General features: G+C 41.8%; 19 protein-coding genes. 6 read left to right on the top strand and 13 right to left on the bottom strand.

The window, feature by feature from the left end:
• Nucleotides 1-9: 9 nt before the first annotated feature.
• The 12 genes from rlmN to VXQ92_RS03270 form a co-directional block, all read right to left on the bottom strand.
• Nucleotides 10-1245 (bottom strand): 23S rRNA (adenine(2503)-C(2))-methyltransferase RlmN, encoded by a 1236-nt coding sequence (gene rlmN, locus VXQ92_RS03215; RefSeq protein WP_064094777.1) that lies wholly within the window; start codon nt 1243-1245, stop codon nt 10-12.
• 122 nt (nt 1246-1367) lie between these two features.
• The gene (gene ndk / locus VXQ92_RS03220) at nt 1368-1799 is read right to left on the bottom strand and encodes a nucleoside-diphosphate kinase (RefSeq protein ID WP_064094778.1); all 432 of its coding nucleotides are present in this window, start codon (nt 1797-1799) and stop codon (nt 1368-1370) included.
• 109 nt (nt 1800-1908) lie between these two features.
• On the bottom strand, nt 1909-2109 hold the full coding sequence (iscX, locus tag VXQ92_RS03225) for a Fe-S cluster assembly protein IscX (RefSeq protein WP_064094779.1): 201 nt from the start codon (nt 2107-2109) through the stop codon (nt 1909-1911).
• Between the two features lie 87 nt (nt 2110-2196).
• Entirely contained in the window at nt 2197-2748 is a 552-nt protein-coding gene (locus VXQ92_RS03230; RefSeq protein WP_144724064.1) for a phosphatase PAP2 family protein, read from the bottom strand.
• Between the two features lie 20 nt (nt 2749-2768).
• The gene (locus tag VXQ92_RS03235; protein ID WP_416680498.1) at nt 2769-3995 is read right to left on the bottom strand and encodes a glycosyltransferase family 4 protein; all 1227 of its coding nucleotides are present in this window, start codon (nt 3993-3995) and stop codon (nt 2769-2771) included.
• 305 nt (nt 3996-4300) lie between these two features.
• Nucleotides 4301-4708, bottom strand: a complete 408-nt coding sequence (locus VXQ92_RS03240) for a hypothetical protein (protein WP_416680380.1) — start codon at nt 4706-4708, stop codon at nt 4301-4303.
• A gap of 8 nt (nt 4709-4716) precedes the next feature.
• Nucleotides 4717-7047 (bottom strand): fimbria/pilus outer membrane usher protein, encoded by a 2331-nt coding sequence (locus tag VXQ92_RS03245; RefSeq protein WP_416680381.1) that lies wholly within the window; start codon nt 7045-7047, stop codon nt 4717-4719.
• 41 nt (nt 7048-7088) lie between these two features.
• On the bottom strand, nt 7089-7790 hold the full coding sequence (locus VXQ92_RS03250) for a molecular chaperone (RefSeq protein WP_416680383.1): 702 nt from the start codon (nt 7788-7790) through the stop codon (nt 7089-7091).
• Between the two features lie 114 nt (nt 7791-7904).
• Entirely contained in the window at nt 7905-8375 is a 471-nt protein-coding gene (locus tag VXQ92_RS03255) for a hypothetical protein (protein WP_225215684.1), read from the bottom strand.
• 945 nt (nt 8376-9320) lie between these two features.
• Nucleotides 9321-10337: a ketol-acid reductoisomerase gene (gene ilvC, locus VXQ92_RS03260; protein WP_144724060.1), complete on the bottom strand. Its 1017-nt coding sequence runs from the start codon at nt 10335-10337 to the stop codon at nt 9321-9323.
• A gap of 106 nt (nt 10338-10443) precedes the next feature.
• The gene (gene ilvN, locus VXQ92_RS03265) at nt 10444-10935 is read right to left on the bottom strand and encodes an acetolactate synthase small subunit (protein WP_064094785.1); all 492 of its coding nucleotides are present in this window, start codon (nt 10933-10935) and stop codon (nt 10444-10446) included.
• The gene (locus VXQ92_RS03270; protein ID WP_064102271.1) at nt 10932-12659 is read right to left on the bottom strand and encodes an acetolactate synthase 3 large subunit; all 1728 of its coding nucleotides are present in this window, start codon (nt 12657-12659) and stop codon (nt 10932-10934) included. The genes ilvN and VXQ92_RS03270 overlap by 4 nt, the downstream gene beginning before the upstream one ends.
• A 685-nt stretch (nt 12660-13344) precedes the next feature.
• Between VXQ92_RS03270 and VXQ92_RS03275 the strand changes: the two genes are divergently transcribed.
• From VXQ92_RS03275 to holA, 4 genes are all read left to right on the top strand, one after another.
• Nucleotides 13345-13698 carry a DUF4124 domain-containing protein gene (locus VXQ92_RS03275; protein ID WP_416680384.1) on the top strand — a complete coding sequence of 118 codons (354 nt, stop codon included), beginning with the start codon at nt 13345-13347 and terminating at the stop codon, nt 13696-13698.
• Nucleotides 13699-13820: 122 nt separating this feature from the next.
• On the top strand, nt 13821-16442 hold the full coding sequence (gene leuS, locus VXQ92_RS03280; protein WP_416680385.1) for a leucine--tRNA ligase: 2622 nt from the start codon (nt 13821-13823) through the stop codon (nt 16440-16442).
• Between the two features lie 206 nt (nt 16443-16648).
• On the top strand, nt 16649-17182 hold the full coding sequence (lptE, locus tag VXQ92_RS03285) for an LPS assembly lipoprotein LptE (protein WP_064094789.1): 534 nt from the start codon (nt 16649-16651) through the stop codon (nt 17180-17182).
• Between the two features lie 9 nt (nt 17183-17191).
• Nucleotides 17192-18190 carry a DNA polymerase III subunit delta gene (gene holA / locus VXQ92_RS03290; protein WP_416680386.1) on the top strand — a complete coding sequence of 333 codons (999 nt, stop codon included), beginning with the start codon at nt 17192-17194 and terminating at the stop codon, nt 18188-18190.
• Here the strand turns inward: holA and VXQ92_RS03295 are convergent.
• On the bottom strand, nt 18187-18636 hold the full coding sequence (locus VXQ92_RS03295; RefSeq protein WP_064094791.1) for a bacteriohemerythrin: 450 nt from the start codon (nt 18634-18636) through the stop codon (nt 18187-18189). The genes holA and VXQ92_RS03295 overlap by 4 nt on opposite strands.
• A 596-nt stretch (nt 18637-19232) precedes the next feature.
• Between VXQ92_RS03295 and VXQ92_RS03300 the strand changes: the two genes are divergently transcribed.
• Both VXQ92_RS03300 and VXQ92_RS03305 read left to right on the top strand, forming a co-directional pair.
• On the top strand, nt 19233-20588 hold the full coding sequence (locus VXQ92_RS03300; RefSeq protein WP_416680388.1) for a MacA family efflux pump subunit: 1356 nt from the start codon (nt 19233-19235) through the stop codon (nt 20586-20588).
• 2 nt (nt 20589-20590) lie between these two features.
• Nucleotides 20591-22567 (top strand): MacB family efflux pump subunit, encoded by a 1977-nt coding sequence (locus VXQ92_RS03305; RefSeq protein WP_416680390.1) that lies wholly within the window; start codon nt 20591-20593, stop codon nt 22565-22567.
• The last annotated feature ends 5 nt before the right edge of the window (nt 22568-22572 follow it).

A 22572-nucleotide genomic window follows, 5' to 3' on the forward strand; every position in this document is an offset into this window, starting at 1 on the left:
GACCTCTTATTATCCTTGTGAGCGCATGATCTCATTCGATTGCGCAATTTTCTTTTTCCACTGTTCCGCACGACGGGTACGGTCAGCAACTTGTCCGACTAACTGTCCGCACGCGGCATCAATGTCATCACCGCGTGTCTGACGAATCGTACACACAAAACCGGCATCAGACAAAGTTTTTTGGAAAGAAATAATCCGGTTGCGGCTTGAGCGGCCATATGGCGCATGCGGGAACGGATTAAAAGGAATCAAATTAATCTTGCTTGGCAAATTCTTCAACAGCTTAATCATTTGCTGCGCATGTTCAGGATGGTCATTCACGCCATCTAACATCACATATTCAATCGTTACATGTTTACGTGAACTTTCATTCCCATCTTTGGCAATATAACGCTGACATGCAGCAATCAGCTGCTCAAGCGGATATTTTTTATTGATCGGCACCAGCTCGTTACGCAGTTCATCATTTGGCGCATGCAATGAAATAGCCAGCGCCACGTCAATATCTTTGACCATCTGATCGATTTTCGGCACCACACCAGAAGTCGATAAAGTCACACGACGTTTTGACATGCCGTATGCAAAGTCATCCAGCATAATGCGCATTGAATTCAATACTGCATCGTAGTTGAGCAATGGCTCGCCCATGCCCATCATCACCACGTTTGTGACTGAACGTTCACGCTCAAGTACAGGCACATCTTCCATATAGGAATAATTCGCCATCCAGAGCTGACCGATAATTTCCGCCTGGGTCAAATCGCGCTGAAAACCCTGTTTACCGGTCGAACAGAATGAACAGTCCAGTGCACAGCCCACTTGTGAAGAAATACACAAAGTGCGACGTAAACCACTGCGATGTTCAGCAGGAATCAGTACCGTTTCAACAAGAGAACCTTCACCATCGCCAACACGGAATACCCATTTACGGGTTCCATCTTTGGAATAGTTTTTATGCACCACTTCCGGTGCTTTAATTTCACAAATCTTTTCCAGTTTTTCACGTAGTTTGCCGGAAATATTGGTCATTTCAGCAAAATCGGTCACGAAGAACTGGTGAATCCATTTCATGACTTGCCCGGCACGAAACTTCTTCTCACCCATATCCTCAAAGAATTTCTCCATTTGCGGACGAGACATGCCGAGTAGGTTCACTTTTTCTACAGCATTTTGCTGTGCCGGAGTGGACGGAGATGGTTGCTGTGCAGCTGAAACTGCAGATACAGCGACGACTTCAGTACTCATGTGTATTACCTAAACCATGCCTAAAGATGAAAGGAGAAGCTCAATATGTGAGCAAAGAATTATTCAGAGAATAAAAAAACCAGATAAGTATAATAACACTTATCTGGCTTGAATACTGCGAATTAACGAGTACGTGGAGCAATCTCAGTTTGCGCGAAGAAGTAGTTAATTTCGCGGTCAGCAGATGCTACAGAGTCAGAACCGTGAGCAGCATTTTCGTCGATGCTTACAGCGAAATCTGCACGGATTGTACCAGGAGCAGCTTCTTTAGGATTTGTCGCGCCAAGGATGTCACGGTGAGCAAGAACAGCATTTTCGCCTTCAAGAACTGAAACAACAACTGGACCAGAAGTCATGAATGCAACTAGGTCAGCAAAGAAACCACGTTCTTTATGCTCAGCGTAGAAGCCTTCAGCTTCAGCTTGAGTCAAATGTTTCATTTTAGTTGCAACAATTTGAAGACCAGCTTTTTCAAAACGAGCAAAGATGTCGCCGATGTGGTTTTTAGCAACTGCGTCTGGTTTAACGATAGATAAAGTACGTTCGATAGCCATGATGGCTCCTTAAGTCAATTGTTGACATGAAATTTTGGCGCATTATACCGAGATAATGCGCATTTTTCTGCTTTTCATCTGTAAAAAAATGCTTTTTTAAGATGAGGGCTTAGCGTGCCTCGTCAATCCATGCCATTTGAATAGCTTCCAGCAGACCTTCAGTCGACTTGGTCGGATCATCTTCAAATTCAGGCAAGGCACATACCCAGGCATGTAAATCGGTAAAACGAACCCACTGCGGGTCCACATCAGGATGCGCTTCGTAGAGTTCAATCGCGATATCGAGAGTATCTGTCCAACGTAAACCCATCTCTATTTCTCACCATAATTGCTTTGATGCTGTACTTTAACAAATCTGTGAAAATCTGCGAGCCTTTGTCCCGGCTTTCATTTATTTTTACAACACAATATTTAAATAAGGTGCAGTCAGCACAATGGCAATTGCCATCATACCACCCAGAATAGCCCCAACCACCACATCACTTGGATAGTGCAAGCCCAATACCATTCTGGACACTGCGACTAGAACTGTAAAAGGCAACATCAGCATCAGCAATAAAGGGGCGACATAGCCTAAAACAGTGGTTGCCATGACAGCATGCAAGGTATGCCCGGAGGGAAAACTAAAATGATCCAGGGGATGTTCACCCAGACGGATGACTTGATGCACCTGATAAGGACGTGGTCTCACCGTTTTAATTTTTAGCATCTTGTAAATGATAGTCGCTACGGTGCTTCCCAAAATCAAATAAACAATCTGTAAGGTATAGATCAGGCCTTGCATGATCCAAACCAGTAACAGCATGAAATACCAAAATGCGCCATTCCCTAAGCGACTAATGATTTTAAAAAAAGTAGCAATTCGTGCTGAATGCGAAAAATGATTCAGATAGACACAGCCTTTTAAATCAATTTCCAAAAACTTAATTTTTACATTCTGGAGTTTCACACTGTTGCTCCTTTCTTGTTTTATATATTGTATTCCTGATGCCGTACCAGTGAATACAATGCTTGTTCAAACTGCCGGACAGGATACTGCCAGCCGACCGTTTCTGCCTTTTTACGTGCTTGTACGCCCATCTGTCGCAATCTGTGCAGATCAGGCAATCCAAGCAACTGCTGGATAAAATCCTGCTGGTTGCCAAGCCTGCTTAACCATCCTGTTTGACCATGCCGCACATGTAAATTTGCACAGGCATAATCATAAGCAATCACCGGTAAGCCACTGGCCATCGCTTCCAGCACCACATTTCCAAAGGTCTCTACCTGACTGGCAAAACAGAACACATCGGCACTGGCATAAACTTCAGACAGGTTTTTCCCGGTTAAGCTGCCAGTAAAAAGAATGCTGCCATCCTGATTCAGCTGTTGCAGTCGGGTCCGGTCTGGTCCATCTCCCACAATCACCAAACGTATATCTTGCTGGTGAAGCTGGCGCAGAACAAAGTAGGTTTTGATCAGCACGTCAATTTCCTTTTCAGGCGAGAGCCGCCCAACATACAGCATCACACGGGTATCGCCTGAGACTCCCCAAGCATAACGCAAATCCGATGAGCGCCACTTTGGTGAAAATGTATCTGGATCAACACCTCTGCCTACGATTGCCACTGGACAGGATATGTCAAACTGCTTTAAGGCTTGAGCAGTATCCCGACTTGGGACACAGGTTAAGTCAGTATTGTTATGAAACCACTTTAAATAGCCCTGAATGGGTTTAAGCAAAAAAACCAGATCAAAAAACCGGCTGAACTCCTGAAATGACGAATGAAATCCTCTAGATACTTGAATTTTATGAAATTTTGCAAGCTGCTGAGCCGCTAATCCTAAAGGTCCCTCAGTCACAATATGAATAATATCCGGTGCAAAAGCTTCAACAGCTTGATGAATTTTCAGGAATTGTAGTCTGCCAAACTGCAAATTGCTGTACTTGGGAATGCAATGTGCCTTAACCAAACATTCGTTATATGGTTTGAATTCGGTACAGACGTGATGTTGTTCAGGACGAATTAATAAAATCTTATGTCCCTGCTTTTGCAATCCTTTGCAAAGTTGTAATAACGCATGGGCAACACCATTGATTTCAGGAGGCCAGGTTTCAGTAACAATGGCAATTTTCAAACGGGAACGGGTCAGATCATCTAAGACCATTTTGTCATGAGTAGCCTGTTTACGTTGTTGTTTTAAATCAAACCGGATTTTTGCATAACAGGCTGTTGCTTTAATAATTCTGAGATGGACATGGGCTGCATCTCGCACCTATTTTATTTGTATATTTGATCCACTATAAGCAAAAGATATGACCAACTCATGAATCATAAAAAGAAAAGAAAAAGAGGATTATTTTTAAAATTATTAAGCGGATCAATAAATAAATCTCTATCAACTTCATCTCACTCGCCATAGGGACGCATTTTTATATAAATCTGTATTTCAACCTGATGCCCACCTCAAATGAAGTGCACCAGTTATGATTTTATTTCAAGAGCAACAGCCTGTGAAAATTAGAAGGAAATATCTATCGAAACCCGATCGCTGTATCTGCCTGCGGGAACTCCATTTAAAGGATTATCCTCAAGCTGAACTGAAACAATGTATTTTTGTCGCTGGGCTGCCCCCTGATTGAGCCTCACCCCCCACAAATTACTGTTGGCACCACTCAAATTTAATTTGGTACGTAATTTATAAGGGCCATTGGAAACATAGCTCACACCACTTGAACTGACCAGATTCTGACTATTAAACAGGATCGAATAGCCAGTATCGCATGAAATATTAAATGAAGTGGCGGACTGACTACGCTGGTAACTCGCCAGACGTAATTCCGGATTCGTAAATCCATCAATTGAGCAATGTTGGGCATTCGCAATCCCCCCCATGCTCACTAGAATAAATAAAAAAAGTTTTTTCATTTTTACACCTATCTGCATATGGTTTCCAAAATTTGATTTTCTGAATTTTGAAATTGATTTTGAGGAACAATCAATTGAGCCTGGCATTGCTGGCCACCTTGTGTTTTTATTTTAAGCCGGTATTGTCCGGGTTGAATCAGATATAAATAGACAATCCCCTGACTGTCCACAAAAGATGGATCACTGCTTAAGCCCTCAACCACCACTTCTGAACCTGCTATTAAATTATTTTGTTTAAAGTCTTTTATTCTTAATGGAATCCGCTTGGTTTTATGAATAGGGAAATCTAATTTATATCCGCGTTGATCCAGGCCAATTATTTTCTTGGAAGAATGTGTAAAAGTTTCTTCCATCGACAATTGGTTATGGTCAAAAGAAATATCATAATTAATATAAGGGATAATATTATGTATAAACATATAACCGTTATTATTGGTACTTCCTACCAAAGTAGCAGAGCGATAGATATCTAACTCTGGATGCTGATCTACATTGACCAATGCAAAGGCATTATCTGCATATTTGGTAAATGCTACCTTATTCCCCAGCCAAACTAAGGCCCCGTCAAACACGGCCTGTGAATTGCGCTGGTCTTCAAACTCATCGTGTGACAGCTGCAAATTCCCGATGCTGGTTTTCCATAAACCGTAGGCATTATAATTAACTTCATTATCGCGCTGATTTACTCCGAGAATATAATCAAAACCATTTTGGGTCATGGTTCTTCTACTATAACTTAAGCCAGTTTCATTATTATCAGTATCATGATCTAGATAGATTTGACCTTTCCCCTCCCAATCATAAGAAAAAGCAATGTTAAACCCTCCATCATCACCATCTCCAAAATCTTTGAAAAAACCAAAACTTGTATATAAATTATCTGTTAGTTTTTTTGATGCTCTAATATCAAAAATTTTACGATCATCTTCGAAAAAATCTTCAGTAGCGTAACTTGACTGCTGAATATAACTGAGATTTAAACTGTCAATAATTTTTAAATTAGAAAAATTAAAATAGATAATATCTGAAGTTTTAAGATTAGAACTGTAATCATCCTCACTTAAGTATTCATATTTTTTAGTAAAATACCGGCTATTAATCCCTAATGACCAGTTTTCAAAATCCCGTGTTATGGCAACAGATCCTGCATAGCCCCGCTGGTTTTCCTTATCATCTTTACTTACTGAAAATGCCGTATCCAGCAAAAAATACTTACTCACCCCTTGGGTCCATAACAAGTCAAAGTTACTTACTTTCTCACTATATAAAAGATCTCCACCCAAGGTAGTTGAAAAGTTAAGTCCTCTACGGAAAAACAGTTTAGTAAAAAACTCGCGATAATCATCATCAACATAATCATAATTATATCTTAGCTTTCCCAAAGAAATATTATATTCATTGAGTCTAGGCTTTAATAAACGGTTATTAATATATACAGGGAAGCTTCTAACTGTTTTATTCCCTAAAATATCTTCCACCACAATTTGCGCATCACCTGCCTGATTTACAATTGAGCCTGCAGGCAGATTATAATTACCTGGTACAACTGAATCTTTATATAAATTTATGCCATTAATATATAAATCTACAGTTGAAGGCAGGCTGGCACTGCCATTCAAAGCAGGGATATTCCAATAAACAAAATCTGGACGATCAGTATAAATGGTCCCAAGACTTAAACCCCCAAAACGAAAAGAACTATTTAAAGTGTTATAAGGACTGGTAGTATCCCCTAGTGTTAATCTTAAAAACCTATCAGGAAATTCAAAGTCCAAACTACTTCTTACTCTTAAGAATTTCTTTTCTTGGCCTTCAGGTTCATTCCGATATAAAAAGGCATTTTTAAATAACCAGTAATCTTTAAATACTCCAACTTCTGAAAATGTATTAAATTCCTGATCACGACTATCTCTACTGTAGAATAAATTATAGTTAATGAATCCCCCAAAATCCGCCTTTGCAGGCTGCAATACTTCTAGATCATAAGCCTGATCTTCAAAATAGCTGACTGGAAAATTAATTTTAATTGCCTGAAGGCTATAGTCATCCTCGACTGTAATTCCTGTTTGAGTGATTAAACAGAAATCTTTTTTCTTTAAATGGCGTTGAAAATTTTCTACTTTAATTCCTAAACTATGCAAGGATTCACATTCAATAAATTTTTTCCTGTCCTCCGTGAAAGTAATTGCTTCAGTTTTATAATCCAGGCCATTTATCCATATATTTACGATTAACATCTCCGGATCTTTTGTCTGGCCTTGTACCGGACTAGTATTTGCTTTTACAGGCGTCACCCCAATACCACAGACTATCATCATAAGAATTTTAGTGGCTCTCATAGCACTTCCTTTGACTATTTTTATTCTTTTGCCAATCCGTTCTAAGCACTGATAGGGTATTCTAAATATTCCCCATATTCTTCTACTTTTATTTTCAACTTCAGATTTCCAGTAGTTTTTATTTCCCCAATTTCAAATTTAATTTCATTTCCACTCAAAACATATTGGGTAAAATCTTTTTTTAATACTTCATTATTCAGATTATCTAATACTATAACCTCTACAATTTTTGCATGTGATTTGGCTTTATTTCCCACTTTCAAATAAGCTAAACCATTTACCTTTTCCAGATTTACATTAAGTTGTGGTGCTGAGTGTTTTTCTGTAAAAAGCGGCAAGGAAAAATTAAATAAAAAGTTGATCGATGAAGTGTCTTCTACAGGTGTAACTTCTTTAAAAATAACTCTCCATGCTTGCTGCTTTTCAGTACCTGTAAGTGGCTGACTAAATCCGATCCGGACTATCTGCTTACTTTCCGGTTTTAACTCAAAGGTTCTTGGATTAAATAATAATGTTTTATCTTCGACGAGAACATCATCCCCCCTTTCATTCTGTTGCCATTTAAATGCTGAAATTTCATATATTTTTGAATATTTTAACCCTGTACTCTCAATATTAACCGTTGTACTTCTCTGTTTTTTAGAATTTTCAATATATAACTGGATTGGGCTAAACTTTATTCCTGCAGAGAGAGTAGCACTACATAACAATAATAATAAAAATCCAATTATTTTTTTATGCATTTTTTACTCCAAAAACTTATTATAGTTATTATTCAATAAAAAAATTATTAAAATAGGAGATGATTCACACACCTCCTATCCGTTCAATACTTATTAAGAGTAAGTTTCTTATTATTAGAATCGAACTTCGACATTATATGTGCCACGATAAGTACCAGCATCAGCTGCTGCAATCGCACTACCAGCCACTGTAGCTGCTACATCCCAACGATGAGCTTGCCCCTTAGTACTTGATTGAGCTCCAGAATAAGCCCGTCCACCACGTGTAGTTGTCACAGATACAGGTACAGAGTTCTGGCCACTGCGCAAATTATTTGGTGCATTAATATTTAATCGATAAGGAGCATTTGTGCTTACATTAAAGAAACCTGCATCGCTCCAGTTACCTCCCGTTGTTTGCGCAAGCGTCAATTGTGGTGTTTCCACATCCAAATCACAATGTCTTGGAACTTCCAGGACAATGTCAATTTTTCCGTCACACTTATCTCCACATCCATGTTTGCCTGGCTTATGTGGTGTTTGGGAACCTGGTTTTCCTGCAGTCTGATTTGCATAAACTGCTGTTGAACCTAAACCAAAGCTCAATACTACGGTGGCTAATACTGCTTGAGTTATTTTATTCATAAGTATGCTCCATTCCTTTTTGGAAGAATATATTTATTAAGTTTTACGCTTACATTTTGGACTCTTGTTATTATGAGTAATGTTACTGTAGGCGTGCAGCCATCTTATTATTATTCATTAAAAAACATATAGAAGCTCTATTATTCACACTACATTTGCTTATACTATATTTTTTAAATTTTTATTAAAAATTCTTTTTTTACAAGGATATATATAAAACAGCTATAATCCTGTTAAACTTATGTTTATATATTATATATAAGAATGATTTTCTCAGAATCTTATTTAAAAAATATAAGATATTGATATTTATATTATTTTAAATAAAAATATCTGACTATATTAATCTCATTTTTAAATTTTACAAAGTCTTACAATTTACAATTAAATCCAATATAAATTTTTATTACAGAGATATTTTTTAATTAGTTTTCAAATAAAATCTAGTTTTAAAATATTGGCTTCTTGCTCTCCTAGTAATTCTAACCAAGTAATATTAAATCTCAAATGATTTTTTAATTAAAAAGTCAAATACGCGATTTTATTTCATCATCCTCAGTTTAATCATTATTCACTTGAATTAATCAAGATAATAGCTACTTCTCAATTAATTTATTACAACCTTATTTAAAAATTTTATTATTTTAATTCATCTTGCTTTCGCTTACTTAATATGAAATAAAAAAAGGCTTCTCTTTCACTATCAAAAAGCATTGCTTTGCATGAAGCAAAAGACACGCAATGTTAGGTTTTAAAAAAACCCACTCTAAAAGAGTGGGTTTTTCGCATTCAAAATCAATTGATACGAGAAATTAGTTTTTCTCTTTATCAACGATTTTGTTTGCTTGGATCCAAGGTACGAAAAAAGAGGAAAGCGCTGCTTTCCTCTTTTTAAGGCACGAAACCTTAGTTCTTTTCTTTATCTACAATCTTGTTCGCTTGGATCCAAGGCATCATCGCACGTAACTTGTTACCAGTTACTTCAATACCGTGAGCCGCGTTTTGACGACGACGAGCAGTCATAGAAGGATAGTTTAAAGCACCTTCGTTAATGAACATCTTCGCGTATTCGCCAGATTGAATACGTTTAAGCGCATTACGCATCGCTTCACGAGATTGTTCGTTGATTACTTCAGTACCCGTTACATATTCGCCATATTCAGCGTTGTTAGATACTGAGTAGTTCATGTCCGCGATACCGCCTTCGAACATTAAGTCAACGATCAATTTAAGTTCGTGTAGACATTCGAAGTATGCCATTTCAGGCGCATAACCAGCTTCAACAAGAGTTTCGAAGCCCATTTTAACCAATTCAACTGCACCACCACAAAGAACTGCTTGCTCACCGAATAGGTCAGTTTCAGTTTCTTCACGGAATGAAGTTTCGATAATACCTGTACGGCCGCCACCTACGCCTGAAGCATAAGAAAGTGCAACATTACGAGCGTTACCAGAAGCATCTTGGTGAATCGCGATAAGGTCAGGAACACCTGAACCACGTTGGTATTCAGAACGCACTGTATGACCAGGTGCTTTAGGTGCAACCATGATTACGTCTAAGTCAGCACGTGGAACAACTTGGTTGTAAAGAACAGAGAAGCCGTGAGCAAATGCTAAAGTAGCACCTTCTTTAATGTTCGGCTCAATTACATCACGATAAAGTTGAGACTGGAATTCGTCTGGAGTCAAGATCATCACTACGTCAGCTTGCGCAACAGCAGCAGGAACTTCAGCAACTTTAAGACCAGCATTTTCAGCTTTTTTCCAAGAAGTAGAACCAGCACGTAAACCAACAGTTACGTCAACACCAGAATCTTTGAGGTTAAGCGCATGCGCGTGGCCTTGTGAACCGTAACCAATAATCGCTACTTTCTTAGATTGGATAATAGATAAGTCACAGTCTTTATCGTAAAAAATTTGCATTGCTGTCTCCGCTTGAATGCTTGTTTATCTGTTAAATCAGGCAATGCCCCTTAAATTCACATTGCCTGACCCCTCTTCTTGTACAGATGAGGAAATATTTAAAAATTTAGATTGTTAGAACTTTTTCGCCACGTGCGATCCCGGATACACCAGAACGTACCACTTCTAGAATCGTGTGTTCTGCAAGTGCATCAATAAACGCATCCACTTTCTCAGTAGTCCCTGCGATTTGAACGGTATAGGTCGTTGGTGTTACATCAACGATCTGACCACGAAAAATATCCGCCGTACGTTTGATTTCGTCACGAGAAGAACCCAATGCTTTCACTTTGATCAACATCAATTCACGCTCAATGTGTGCACCTTCAGACAGGTCCACCACTTTAACCACCTCAACCAGCTTGTTAAGCTGTTTGGTGATCTGCTCAATCTTGTGATCATCGCCATAGGTGGTCAATGTCAAACGTGAAAGTGTTGGATCTTCAGTCGGGGCAACATTCAATGTTTCGATGTTATAGCCACGCTGTGAGAACAAGCCGACGAGGCGGGAAAGCGCGCCTGATTCGTTTTCTACGAGTACAGAGATAATATGTCTCATTTCGTGCGCTCCCCTTTCGCCAACCACATATCCTGCATCGACTGACCTGCAACCAGCATCGGATATACGTGTTCGGTACGGTCAACCATTACATTAATAAATACGCATTTGTCATTGATTGCCATCGCTTCTTCGAGCTTGGATTCAAGCTCGTCTGCATGGTCAATCTGAATGCCGACATGGCCATAAGCTTCCATCAGCTTTGCAAAGTCAGGCAATGAATCTACATAAGAACTTGAATGACGTCCCTCATAGTTCATATCTTGCCATTGCTTCACCATCCCTAAAGACTGGTTATTCAGGCACAGGATTTTGACGTTCAGACCATATTGCTTACAGGTCGAAAGTTCCTGGATACACATCTGAATCGATGCTTCACCAGTAATACACACCACCTGCTGCTCCGGGAAGGCAAGCTTCGCCGCCATCGCATATGGCAGACCGACACCCATCGTACCTAGACCACCTGAGTTGATCCATTGGCGTGGACGCTTGTACTTGTAATACATCGCACCAAACATCTGATGCTGACCCACGTCAGAAGTGATGATCGCTTCGCCATTGGTTACCTTGTCCAATGCCTGAACCACTTGCTGTGGCTTCATTACGCCATTAGTACCCGCTTCAAAACGACCACCATGAACCTTGCGCCATTCATTGATCTGTTTCCACCATGCCGCAATCGCTTCAGGATTTGGCTTGGATACATTCATCTGCTTCAACTGGTTCAGCATTTCATTCAATACCGGCTCTACAGCGCCCACGATTGGGATATGCGCCATAATGGTTTTTGAAATCGTTGCCGGATCAATATCAATATGAATGACTTTGGCATTTGGACAGAATTTTGCAGGGTTATTGGTTACACGGTCATCGAAACGCGCACCTACACACAGAATCACATCTGCATTGTGCATGGTCATGTTGGCTTCATAAGTGCCGTGCATCCCCAACATACCGATGAACTGTTCATCATTACCCGGGAATGCGCCAAGACCCATCAAAGTATTGGTTACTGGATAGCCCAATAAATGCGCTAGCTCTGTCAATTGTTCTGAAGCATTGCCCTGAACCACACCACCGCCAGAGTAAATCACGGGGCGTTTAGCGTTGATCAATTCTTCAATCGCTTTACGAATTTGGCCCGAATGACCACGGAACGGTGGTTGATACGAACGCATCTTCACTTTTTCTGGGTATTCGTAAGCAAATTTTTCTGCAGGATTGGTCGCATCCTTTGGAATATCGATCACCACCGGGCCTGGACGACCTGAGGACGCGATATAAAAGGCTTTCTTGATAATCGCAGGAATTTCACTGGCATGACGCACCTGGAAGCTATGCTTCACGATCGGACGGGAAATCCCAACCATATCGGTTTCCTGGAACGCATCTTCACCAATCAGATGACTCGCAACCTGGCCAGACAAAATCACCATCGGGATTGAGTCCATATAGGCTGTTGCAATTGGGGTTACCGTATTGGTTGCGCCCGGACCTGAAGTCACCAGCACAACACCGGTTTTACCTGTCACGCGCGAGTAGGCATCTGCCATGTGGCCGGCAGCCTGTTCGTGACGTACGAGGTAATGATTGATTTTGTCTTGTTGAAATAGCGCGTCGTAAATATGTAGTACTGCGCCGCCTGGGTATCCAAAAACATGTTCAACGCCTTCATCCGCTAATGCGCGAACGAGCATTTCACCACCAGATAGAAGTTCCAACGTGATTCACCCTAATATTATTCACTGCACAAATGGGAGGCATTTGCAGTGTTTCATTTGTTAACTGTCTGCACTGTTATAGCACACAAATTTCATAGTTTTCATAGCAATAGGAAAAAAATCTGATCTCTTCGCTGTTCGAGCAATACGAGACCTAAAACATGTTGGGATAAACATATTTTGCTTAGCTTTGTTCAATTTCTCGGCTAGAGAAATCGCCCACTGCATGAAATGACTCTTAGTCGAAGGGTGATCGATCTAAGGCATATAAAACTATTGCAGCATTCTTGTGTTTTCAGGCTTTAAAGTCAAGTTTAAAAAACAGGCAATCTGTGCTTATAGCCTTCAAATTTGCTGTTTTTAACAGCAACCACTGCTTGTAGTCATTCCCCTAGCTCCCTACAACCTTAATTAATTCAATATAATTCATATACTTAACTGTTTATTTTTATAAATTTTTAATATGTCTTATATAAAAAAAATGAATGAATTTTTATTAAATCAAAGCAAATGGTTTATCAATAAATTTTGTATACGAAAATTTATCTCTCGGTATTTAAATTCAAGAGGATATTTATGCCATCAATTAACAGTGATCAAACAGCTAAAAAACCATCACTTCTATTGAAAACATTATTACAATGATTGCAGCAATTTACGCCTAGAAAGACGGGGCCCAAGAACAATGAAAATATCTTTTTTAACTGCCTTCAGTCTGAGTTGTGCAGTTTCTTTGAGCGTTTGTAGCAGTAGCGCTTCCGCGATCGAGTATCATAAATGGGTCGATGCAAAAGGTGTCACGCATTATACCAAAACCCCACCACCCAAATCCGCAAGGAAAGCCACCACAGTAGACACCTATGGCTGGAAAAATTCAGCTCCAACACCGCCTAGAACTGCTGAATCTGTAGAACAAACCGAGAATATCACTCAGGAACAGCTGCAACAATCACCTCAAGTTCCAGCGAATCAAGACCAGCAGCAACGCGAAGCCAATGAAGCATTGCAACAATCTAAAAATCGTGCAGTCGCTTTATAAGGCATCCCTCTATACAACAGTCATTTTTTCTTCGGGAAATGCGGGTGCAAAATTCACTTTTAGGTGCATTTTGCGCTATGCTGTGCCTCATAATTTTTTAACCGTTCTCTTGTATTACGTATATGACTACTCACATTGACTCAGAATATCAAGCCAGTGCGATTGAGCCTCAAGTCCAGCAGGACTGGGAATCTCGCAAAGCCTTTAAAGTTGCCGACACTGTAGAAGGTCCACGTCGTTATATCCTCTCGATGTTCCCTTACCCAAGTGGCAAACTGCATATGGGTCATGTGCGTAACTATACGATTGGTGACGTGATCAGCCGTTTCCATCGTTTAAAAGGTGAAACTGTGCTTCAACCAATGGGTTGGGATGCTTTTGGCCTACCTGCGGAAAACGCAGCAATTGCGCATCAGGTTGCTCCTGCAAAATGGACCTTTGAAAACATTGATTACATGCGTAATCAGTTGAAAAAGTTAGGTCTTGCGGTGGACTGGGATCGCGAATTCGCAACCTGCACACCAGAATACTACCGCTGGGAACAATGGTTATTCGTTCAGCTTTATAAAAAAGGTCTGATCTACCGTAAGTTGTCTACTGTGAACTGGGATCCAGTGGATCAAACTGTTCTTGCCAACGAACAAGTTGAAAATGGTCGCGGCTGGCGTTCAGGTGCGTTGGTTGAAAAACGTGATATTCCAATGTATTACTTCCGCATTACTGATTATGCGCAAGAATTACTTGATGATTTAGATACGCTCAAAGACGGCTGGCCCCAACAAGTTCTGACCATGCAACGTAACTGGATTGGTCGCTCACAGGGTATGGAAATCACCTTCCCTTCAGCAAATCCAGAAATCTATGCAGATGGTTTAACCGTCTTTACAACACGTGCCGATACATTAATGGGTGTGACCTATGTTGCAGTTGCAGCCGAACACCCAATGGCGCTTAAAGCGGCGGAAAACAATCCTGAACTTGCTGCATTTATTGAAGAATGCCGTATGGGTTCAGTGGCAGAAGCGGATCTTGCAACTGCCGAGAAGAAAGGCATGGCAACAGGTCTTTCTGTAAAACACCCTGTGACTGGTGAAGAAGTTCCTGTTTGGATCGCGAACTATGTATTGATGTCTTACGGTTCAGGTGCGGTGATGGCGGTGCCTTCACATGATGAACGTGACTTCGAATTTGCCAATAAATATGGCCTGACCATCAAACAGGTGATTGATGCCAAAGGCGCAGACGATGCCGAATTCTCTGCGACAGAGTGGCAAGAATGGTATGGTTCTAAAGACGGCAAACTGGTTAATTCAGGTGAATTTGACGGTTTAGATTTCCAAGGTGCATTTGATGCTTTCCTTGCAAAACTGGAACCTCAAGCACTTGCCAATGTAAAAGTTCAATTCCGTCTACGTGACTGGGGTGTATCTCGTCAGCGTTATTGGGGTTGTCCAATTCCAATGATTAACTGCAATACTTGTGGTCAAGTACCAGTGCCTGAAGATCAACTTCCTGTTGTCCTTCCGACTGATGTTGTGCCAGATGGTTCAGGTAACCCACTGAACAAAATGCCTGAATTCTATGAAACCACTTGCCCATGCTGTGGTGGCGATGCCCGTCGTGAAACAGATACGCTGGATACCTTCGTAGAATCTTCTTGGTACTACGCACGTTATGCTTCTCCAGACTTTACTGGCGGTATGGTGAAACCTGAAGCGGGTCAAACCTGGCTTCCAGTCAACCAATACATCGGTGGTGTTGAACACGCGATTCTGCATTTACTTTATGCACGCTTCTTCCACAAATTGATGCGTGATGAAGGTGTGGTACAAGGCAATGAACCGTTCACCAACTTGTTAACCCAAGGTATGGTGCTGGCTGATACGTATTACCGCGAAGCGGAATCAGGTAAGAAAACATGGTTTAACCCTGCCGATATCGAACTTGAACGTGACGAAAAAGGTCGTATCACTTCTGCGAAATACAAAGAAGATGGTCAAGACGTTGTCGTTGGCGGTCAAGAAAAAATGTCGAAGTCGAAAAACAACGGTATCGACCCACAATCGATTATTGATCAATACGGCGCAGATACTGCACGTGTGTTCATGATGTTCGCAGCTCCACCAGATCAGTCACTTGAATGGTCTGATGCAGGTGTTGAAGGTGCTAACCGCTTCTTGAAACGTGTATGGCGTTTGGCGACTGGCTTCCTTGAAAAAGGCAACAACGCATCAACTATCGACAAAGCTGCGCTTTCAACTGCTGCGCAAGACTTGCGTCGTAAAACACACGAAACTATCCAAAAAGTGGGTGATGACATCGAACGTCGTCATGCATTTAACACTGCCATTGCAGCGATGATGGAACTTCTAAACGCGAACAACAAGTTTGAAGCGAAAGATGACAATGATGTAGCGGTTGCACGTGAGTCTATTACAACGCTTCTTACATTGCTTGCGCCATTTGCACCGCACTTAAGTCAAACATTATTGGCTCAGTTTGGCATCGAATTGGAAAAAGTATTGTTCCCATCTGTGGATGAGTCTGCATTAACACGTAATACGCAAACTATCGTAGTTCAGGTGAACGGTAAGCTTCGTGGCAAACTAGAAGTGTCTGTTGATGCATCTAAAGATGACATCCTAGCTCAAGCAAAAGCATTACCTGAAGTTCAACAATTCTTGACCGGTCCAACCAAGAAAGAAATTGTTGTACCGAATAAGTTGGTGAACTTGGTGGTTTAAAAATCTCCCCTAGCCCCTCTTTAAAAAAGAGGGGGAAAGCCTCCCTTTTTAAAGGGAGGTTTGGAGGGATTTAATCTTTACCTAGAAAAAGGTAGGGATTAAAAAACAATTCCCAAACAAAGCCCGTTGCCAGTCAACGGGCTTTGACTTTACAATCCAGATCAGAATTTCAAATATTCCCCTTTGGGAAGCATAGAGGGCAACACATGCATTTGGGCAAACGTTTAGCAGCAATTGTTTTAACTTGTGGTCTGAGTGCAGGCTTGACCGGCTGTGGCTTCCATCTGAAAGGAACCAATCCGAGCTCCGCACCTGTTGCTTACTCTGTTATGAGCCTGTCTTTACCACCCGACACTGACGAACTGCAAGAAAAACTGGCGGTTTACCTGGGTGCAGCAGGCATACAACTGAGTAATGCACCGAATGCATATGTGTTGCGTGTCTTGGATTATGCTCCTCGCCGTCTGGAACTGAATGGTAAACTGGTCGAAACCTTGTTGCGCTTAAATGTGACGTTTCAGATTGAAGATGCACAAGGCAATCCGATCACTGAACCACGAACTGTAGTAGCCACCCGTTCTTATCAATACGACATTGAAACAGTAAACACTGATGACCAGGAACAAAAGTTTCTGGATCATGTGATTATTGATGATGTGGCTCAGCAGATCGCACGTCAGATCTCATCAAACCGCTTACCATTAGTCAAACAAAATACCCCACCACAACCTGCTCAATAAGACTGCCATATGAAACTTGATTATCTGCAAGCCCTCAAACGTGTCGACGCAGCTCGCGGTGCCTGGATATTGCATGGTCAAGAGCCTCTATTAGAACAGAATTTAATTGATGCCTTCCGTTCCACCTGGCAAAAGCAGGATATTGAACGTCAGCGCTATGACATTAGTTCGGTCGCTGACTGGAAAACTGTTTTTAATGCCTTAAACAGCCTGTCGCTATTTTCAACACAATTGGCAATTGAAGTACATGGCAATATCAAGCCGGATGCCAGCGGGCTAAAACTGCTGAAAAGCTATCTACAGCAAGACAGCGATAACCTGCTTTTGGTGGTCATGCCGAAGCAGGATGCCAACAGTCTGAAATCCAGCTTTTTTCAGGTGATGGATGCCAATGGGGTGAATGTCTCACTGGTGGCAAATTATCCCAAAGACCGTCAGCAAATTCTCAGTATTGAAGCAGAAAAGCTTGGCATTAAACTGGCGAATGATGCATGGCAATGGCTGGAACAGCATCATGAGCATAATTTACTGGCAGCCAAAAACAGTCTGATGCGCGTGGCTGATACTTTTGCTGAAGTAGAGATAATCCAGATTGAACATCTGTATGCCTGCTTGCAGGACCAATCCCGTTACAGTACCTATGACCTGAGTGATGCCCTGCTAAATGGCAACCTGTTGCAATCTATCAAAATCTTTCAATATCTGATTGCTTCAGGTGAACCGATGAGCCTGATTTTGTGGAGCATCAGCAAAGAAATGCGTCTGTTGATGCAATTGTTTGAACAACCTCAAAATGCGTTACAAATCGGCATCTGGAAGACAAAAGTGAGCTTGTATCAACAGGCCTTGCGTCGCTTGAGTCCACAACGCTTTTTGACCTGGCCACAGCTTTTAATCCGGATTGATGCCGCTATTAAAGGGATGTCCAGAGAGAACCCTGAACATCTGATCTTACAGGCCATTACTGAAATGTGCGGTCAAACCTTGTTTGCATCCCAGCATGCCTAACTGAAGAAACGTGCAAACCAGCCTTTGCCTTTTTTCTTTTCCTGCGTTCGCAGGTAACTCAACATATTGTCACGTACTGCATCGACATAGTCCTGATCATCATGTTGAATATGGTTAATTAGCCATTTAGATAGCAGACGATATAAATCTTTTTCAATGGACTCGCCTTGTTCAAATCTCAGACGATAATCATTGAGCCGTTTGACAAATAATTCGTGAATACCGCGATGTGAAGGTAAATACTGATAATTTACCTGTTGCAGCAAATTTTCTTCAAAGCTGAAATGTGACTGGGTATAGTCAATTAAATCATCTAGAATTTCCTTGATTTTATCGCGTTTCCCCGTATTTTTAACTTGTTCCAAAGTATTTATATAATCCAGAATTTGCCGGTGCTGGTGATCAATCACCTCAATTCCAATATTGTAACTTTCATTCCATTCCATCTATACACCTCATTAATTTTATTAGTAAAGTCGTATTATTTTTTGCTGACAAATAGGCGATTTTTTCCGCACAAATAAAACCATAATTTTTTTATGGAATTAAATATTACAAGCTTTATTTATTTAAATCTATATGTAAAACATAGATTTTTTTAATTTTTAAAAGAAGGCATGAGCTAATCACAAGAAAAAATAAAAAAAGCCTGCCGTTAAAAAATAATTATTTTTACAGCAGATATCACTAAATCTTTCTATAACTTTTTTGGCTTTAGGGGAAATTTTTATCGTTATTCGTTGTAGAGTTTTAAACAGAAACCAGATTTCAGGAATACCGCTCAAAACAGTGACTATTTAATTAAACAGTCATGTGACTAATACTATAAATTACTTCTTCTATCTCAAAATTCATCAAATTTAGCTATGCCAGCATGAACAGCTGAATGAATCTTTTATATAAAATCAGACTTTATGCCATGTTGTTTTTTTAGCCCGACAATAGAAAACAATTCTCATTATAAATTAAAAAAATACACGATTTATCCTAATTTCACTCTTATAATTGTTCACAATTATCTGATTTTGAAACTATATTGATCATGCCAAAAATAAAACCGACGAAATTGATTATGGTCGCCGTGATTGCCATTGCGTTAATCGCTGCAGGCTGGTATTTCCTCAAACCCAAAGAACAGCCTCCGCAATATATTACCGCTGAGGTGACTGTAGGAGACATTGAAAGCTCTGTACTGGCAACCGGTATTTTAGAAGCCACCAAAATGGTCAGTGTCGGCGCCCAGGTTTCTGGTCAGGTCAAGAAAATGTATGTGCAACTCGGAGATCAGGTCAAGCAAGGTCAGCTGATTGCCCAGATTGATTCTGTCCGTCAGGAAAATGAGTTAAAAACGGCTGAAGCCAGCATTAAAAATCAGATGGCTCAACTGGCGGTCAGACAGGCCAATCTGGCCAAAGTTGAAGCTGAGTATAAGCGTCAGCAGGCCATGTATGCACAAGATGCGACTTCACGCTCTGAACTGGAATCTGCACTGGCAAACTATAAAACTGCCCAGGCGGATATCACTGCTATTAATGCGCAGATTGAACAGTCGCGTTTGACTTTAGCCACTGCCAAGGAAGACCTCGGCTACACCCAGATTGTGGCACCGATGGATGGTACTATCGTGGCGATTGTGACCGAAGAAGGTCAAACCGTGAATGCCAACCAGAGTGCACCGACTATAGTCAAACTGGCCCAACTCGACACCATGACCATCAAAGCTGAAATTTCTGAAGCAGATGTAATGAAAGTCCATAAAGGCCAAACTGTTTATTTCACAACTTTGGGCAATACTGACAAAAAGATTTACGCCAAACTGCGTCAGGTTGAGCCTGCACCAAATTCAATAAATACCGATAACAATACCTCAAGCTCAACTTCAGGCTCTGCGGTGTACTATAACGCCCTGTTTGATGTACCCAATGAAGATGGCAAGCTGCGTATTGATATGACAGCGCAGGTCTATATCATTCTGGATGAGGCACGGAATGTGCTGACTATTCCAGCTGCTGCCATTCAAAGTTCAAACCGTCCACAACGTCCGAATCGTGGTGAAGGATCTCGCGGTGCTGGTGCCCCATCTGAACCTAACGAAGCTCAGAATCAAGCCCGTGGTGATGAACGAGCTGCAGGTGATCGCCCTGCCCGTCTGGTGCTTTCCGATGCTGAACGTGCCCTGATTGAACAAGGTAAAGCACAGCGTGGCATGGTTCGTGTGTTGCAAGCCGATGGTACTGCAAAACCAACCCCTGTACTGATCGGACTAAATAACCGTGTGACAGCGCAAGTGATTAAAGGCCTGAAACGCGGCGATCAGGTGGTGATTGCAGATGGTTCCGACACTTCCAATGATGCAGCAAAACGCGGTGGCAATAGCCGTGGCCCAATGAGAATGTAAGCATGAATTCACAACAACAGCCTCTTCTGGAGGTGAAAAATCTGGTACGTGAATTCCCTGCGGGTGAAAGCACGGTTCAGATTTTAAAAGGGGTCAATCTGGAAATTTATCCGGGTGAGCTGGTGGCGATTGTCGGCCAGTCCGGTTCGGGTAAATCGACCCTGATGAATATTCTGGGTTGTCTGGATAAACCAACCACTGGCAGCTATAAGGTCAAAGGTCGTGAAACCCGGGAACTGGAAGCGGATGAACTGGCGCAATTACGCCGTGAATATTTTGGCTTTATTTTCCAGCGCTATCATCTGCTGGGTGACTTAAGTGCAGCCGGCAATGTCGAAGTCCCCGCGATTTATGCCGGTGAGGATTCATCGGAACGCCGTGAGCGTGCGGTCAAGATTCTGACCGATTTGGGTCTGGGTGAAAAAACCCAGAACCGTCCGAGCCAACTGTCAGGTGGTCAGCAGCAACGTGTCTCGATTGCCCGTGCGCTGATGAATGGTGGTGACGTGATTCTGGCCGATGAACCGACAGGGGCTTTGGACAAGAATAGCGGTATAGAGGTAATGCGGATTCTGCGTGAACTGAATGCCAAGGGTCATACCATTATTCTGGTCACGCATGACCATAATGTGGCAAAAAATGCGACCCGAATTATTGAGATTTCGGACGGAAATATCATTTCCGATCAGCCGAATGTTCCTGAAGTCGAAGACCATCTTGAAAAACAGCCGCTGATCCGCAATGAAAAAAAGAAGATTTCTTCATGGCGTTCCGCGGTTGACCGTCTGGGTGAAGCCTTCCGTATGGCCTTGCTGGCCATGAATGCACACCGAATGCGGACTTTCCTGACCATGCTGGGGATTATTATCGGTATTGCTTCGGTAGTCTCAGTCGTCGCACTGGGCAATGGTTCACAAAAGCAGATTCTGGACAATATCAGCAGTCTGGGAACCAATACCATTACCGTATTTCAGGGCCGGGGTTTTGGAGATAATTCCCGCTCCTCACAAGCCAAAACCCTGATTCCAGCCGATGCCGATGCGCTGGCTGAACAGCCTTATGTAGATGGGGTCAGCCCGTCAGTAAATACCAGCGTCACCGGACGTTATAAAGAAATTGAAGCCTCAACCACGGTAAATGGGGTGAGTGAAGATTTCTTCTATGTACGTGGCATGACCTTCCAGTCTGGTCAGCCCTTTGACCGTAACAGTGTCACGCAACAAGCACAAGATGTGGTAATTGACACCAATACCAAAAATACCTTTTTTAAGGATGGTACCAATCCGGTAGGACAGGTGCTTTTACTGGGCAGTGTCCCGAGCCGGATTATCGGTGTGATCGACGCGCAAAAAGGCATGATGGGTAATAATGACAGCCTGAATGTGTATTTGCCGTATTCCACCGTAATGAGCCGTATGCTGGGGCAATCCAATGTGCGCAGTATCATTGTACGGATTAAGGATGAATACCCAAGTGCAGCAGCGGAAAATGCAATTCTGAATCTGCTGGTACAGCGGCATGGTGCGCAGGATGTATTTACCCAGAATGCCGACAGTATCCGTGAAACCATTCAGCAAACCACAGCGACCATGACCCTTTTGATTTCAGCGATTGCCGTGATTTCACTGGTCGTCGGCGGAATTGGGGTGATGAACATCATGCTGGTCTCAGTGACTGAACGTACTCAGGAAATTGGAGTACGGATGGCGGTGGGTGCACGTCAAAGTGACATTCTGCAACAGTTCCTGATTGAAGCGGTGCTGGTGTGTATTTTAGGTGGCATTTTGGGTGTGCTGCTCTCCCTCGGGATTGGCCAACTGATCACCCATTTTGCTGGTAGTACATTCCAGATGGCATATTCAACCACTTCGATCATAGCCGCCTTTGTCTGCTCAAGCTTGATCGGGATTGTGTTCGGCTTTATCCCGGCACGTAATGCCGCTCGTCTGAACCCAGTCGATGCACTCTCTCGCGAATAAGGAAT

The organism is Acinetobacter sp. 228 (assembly GCF_048147885.1).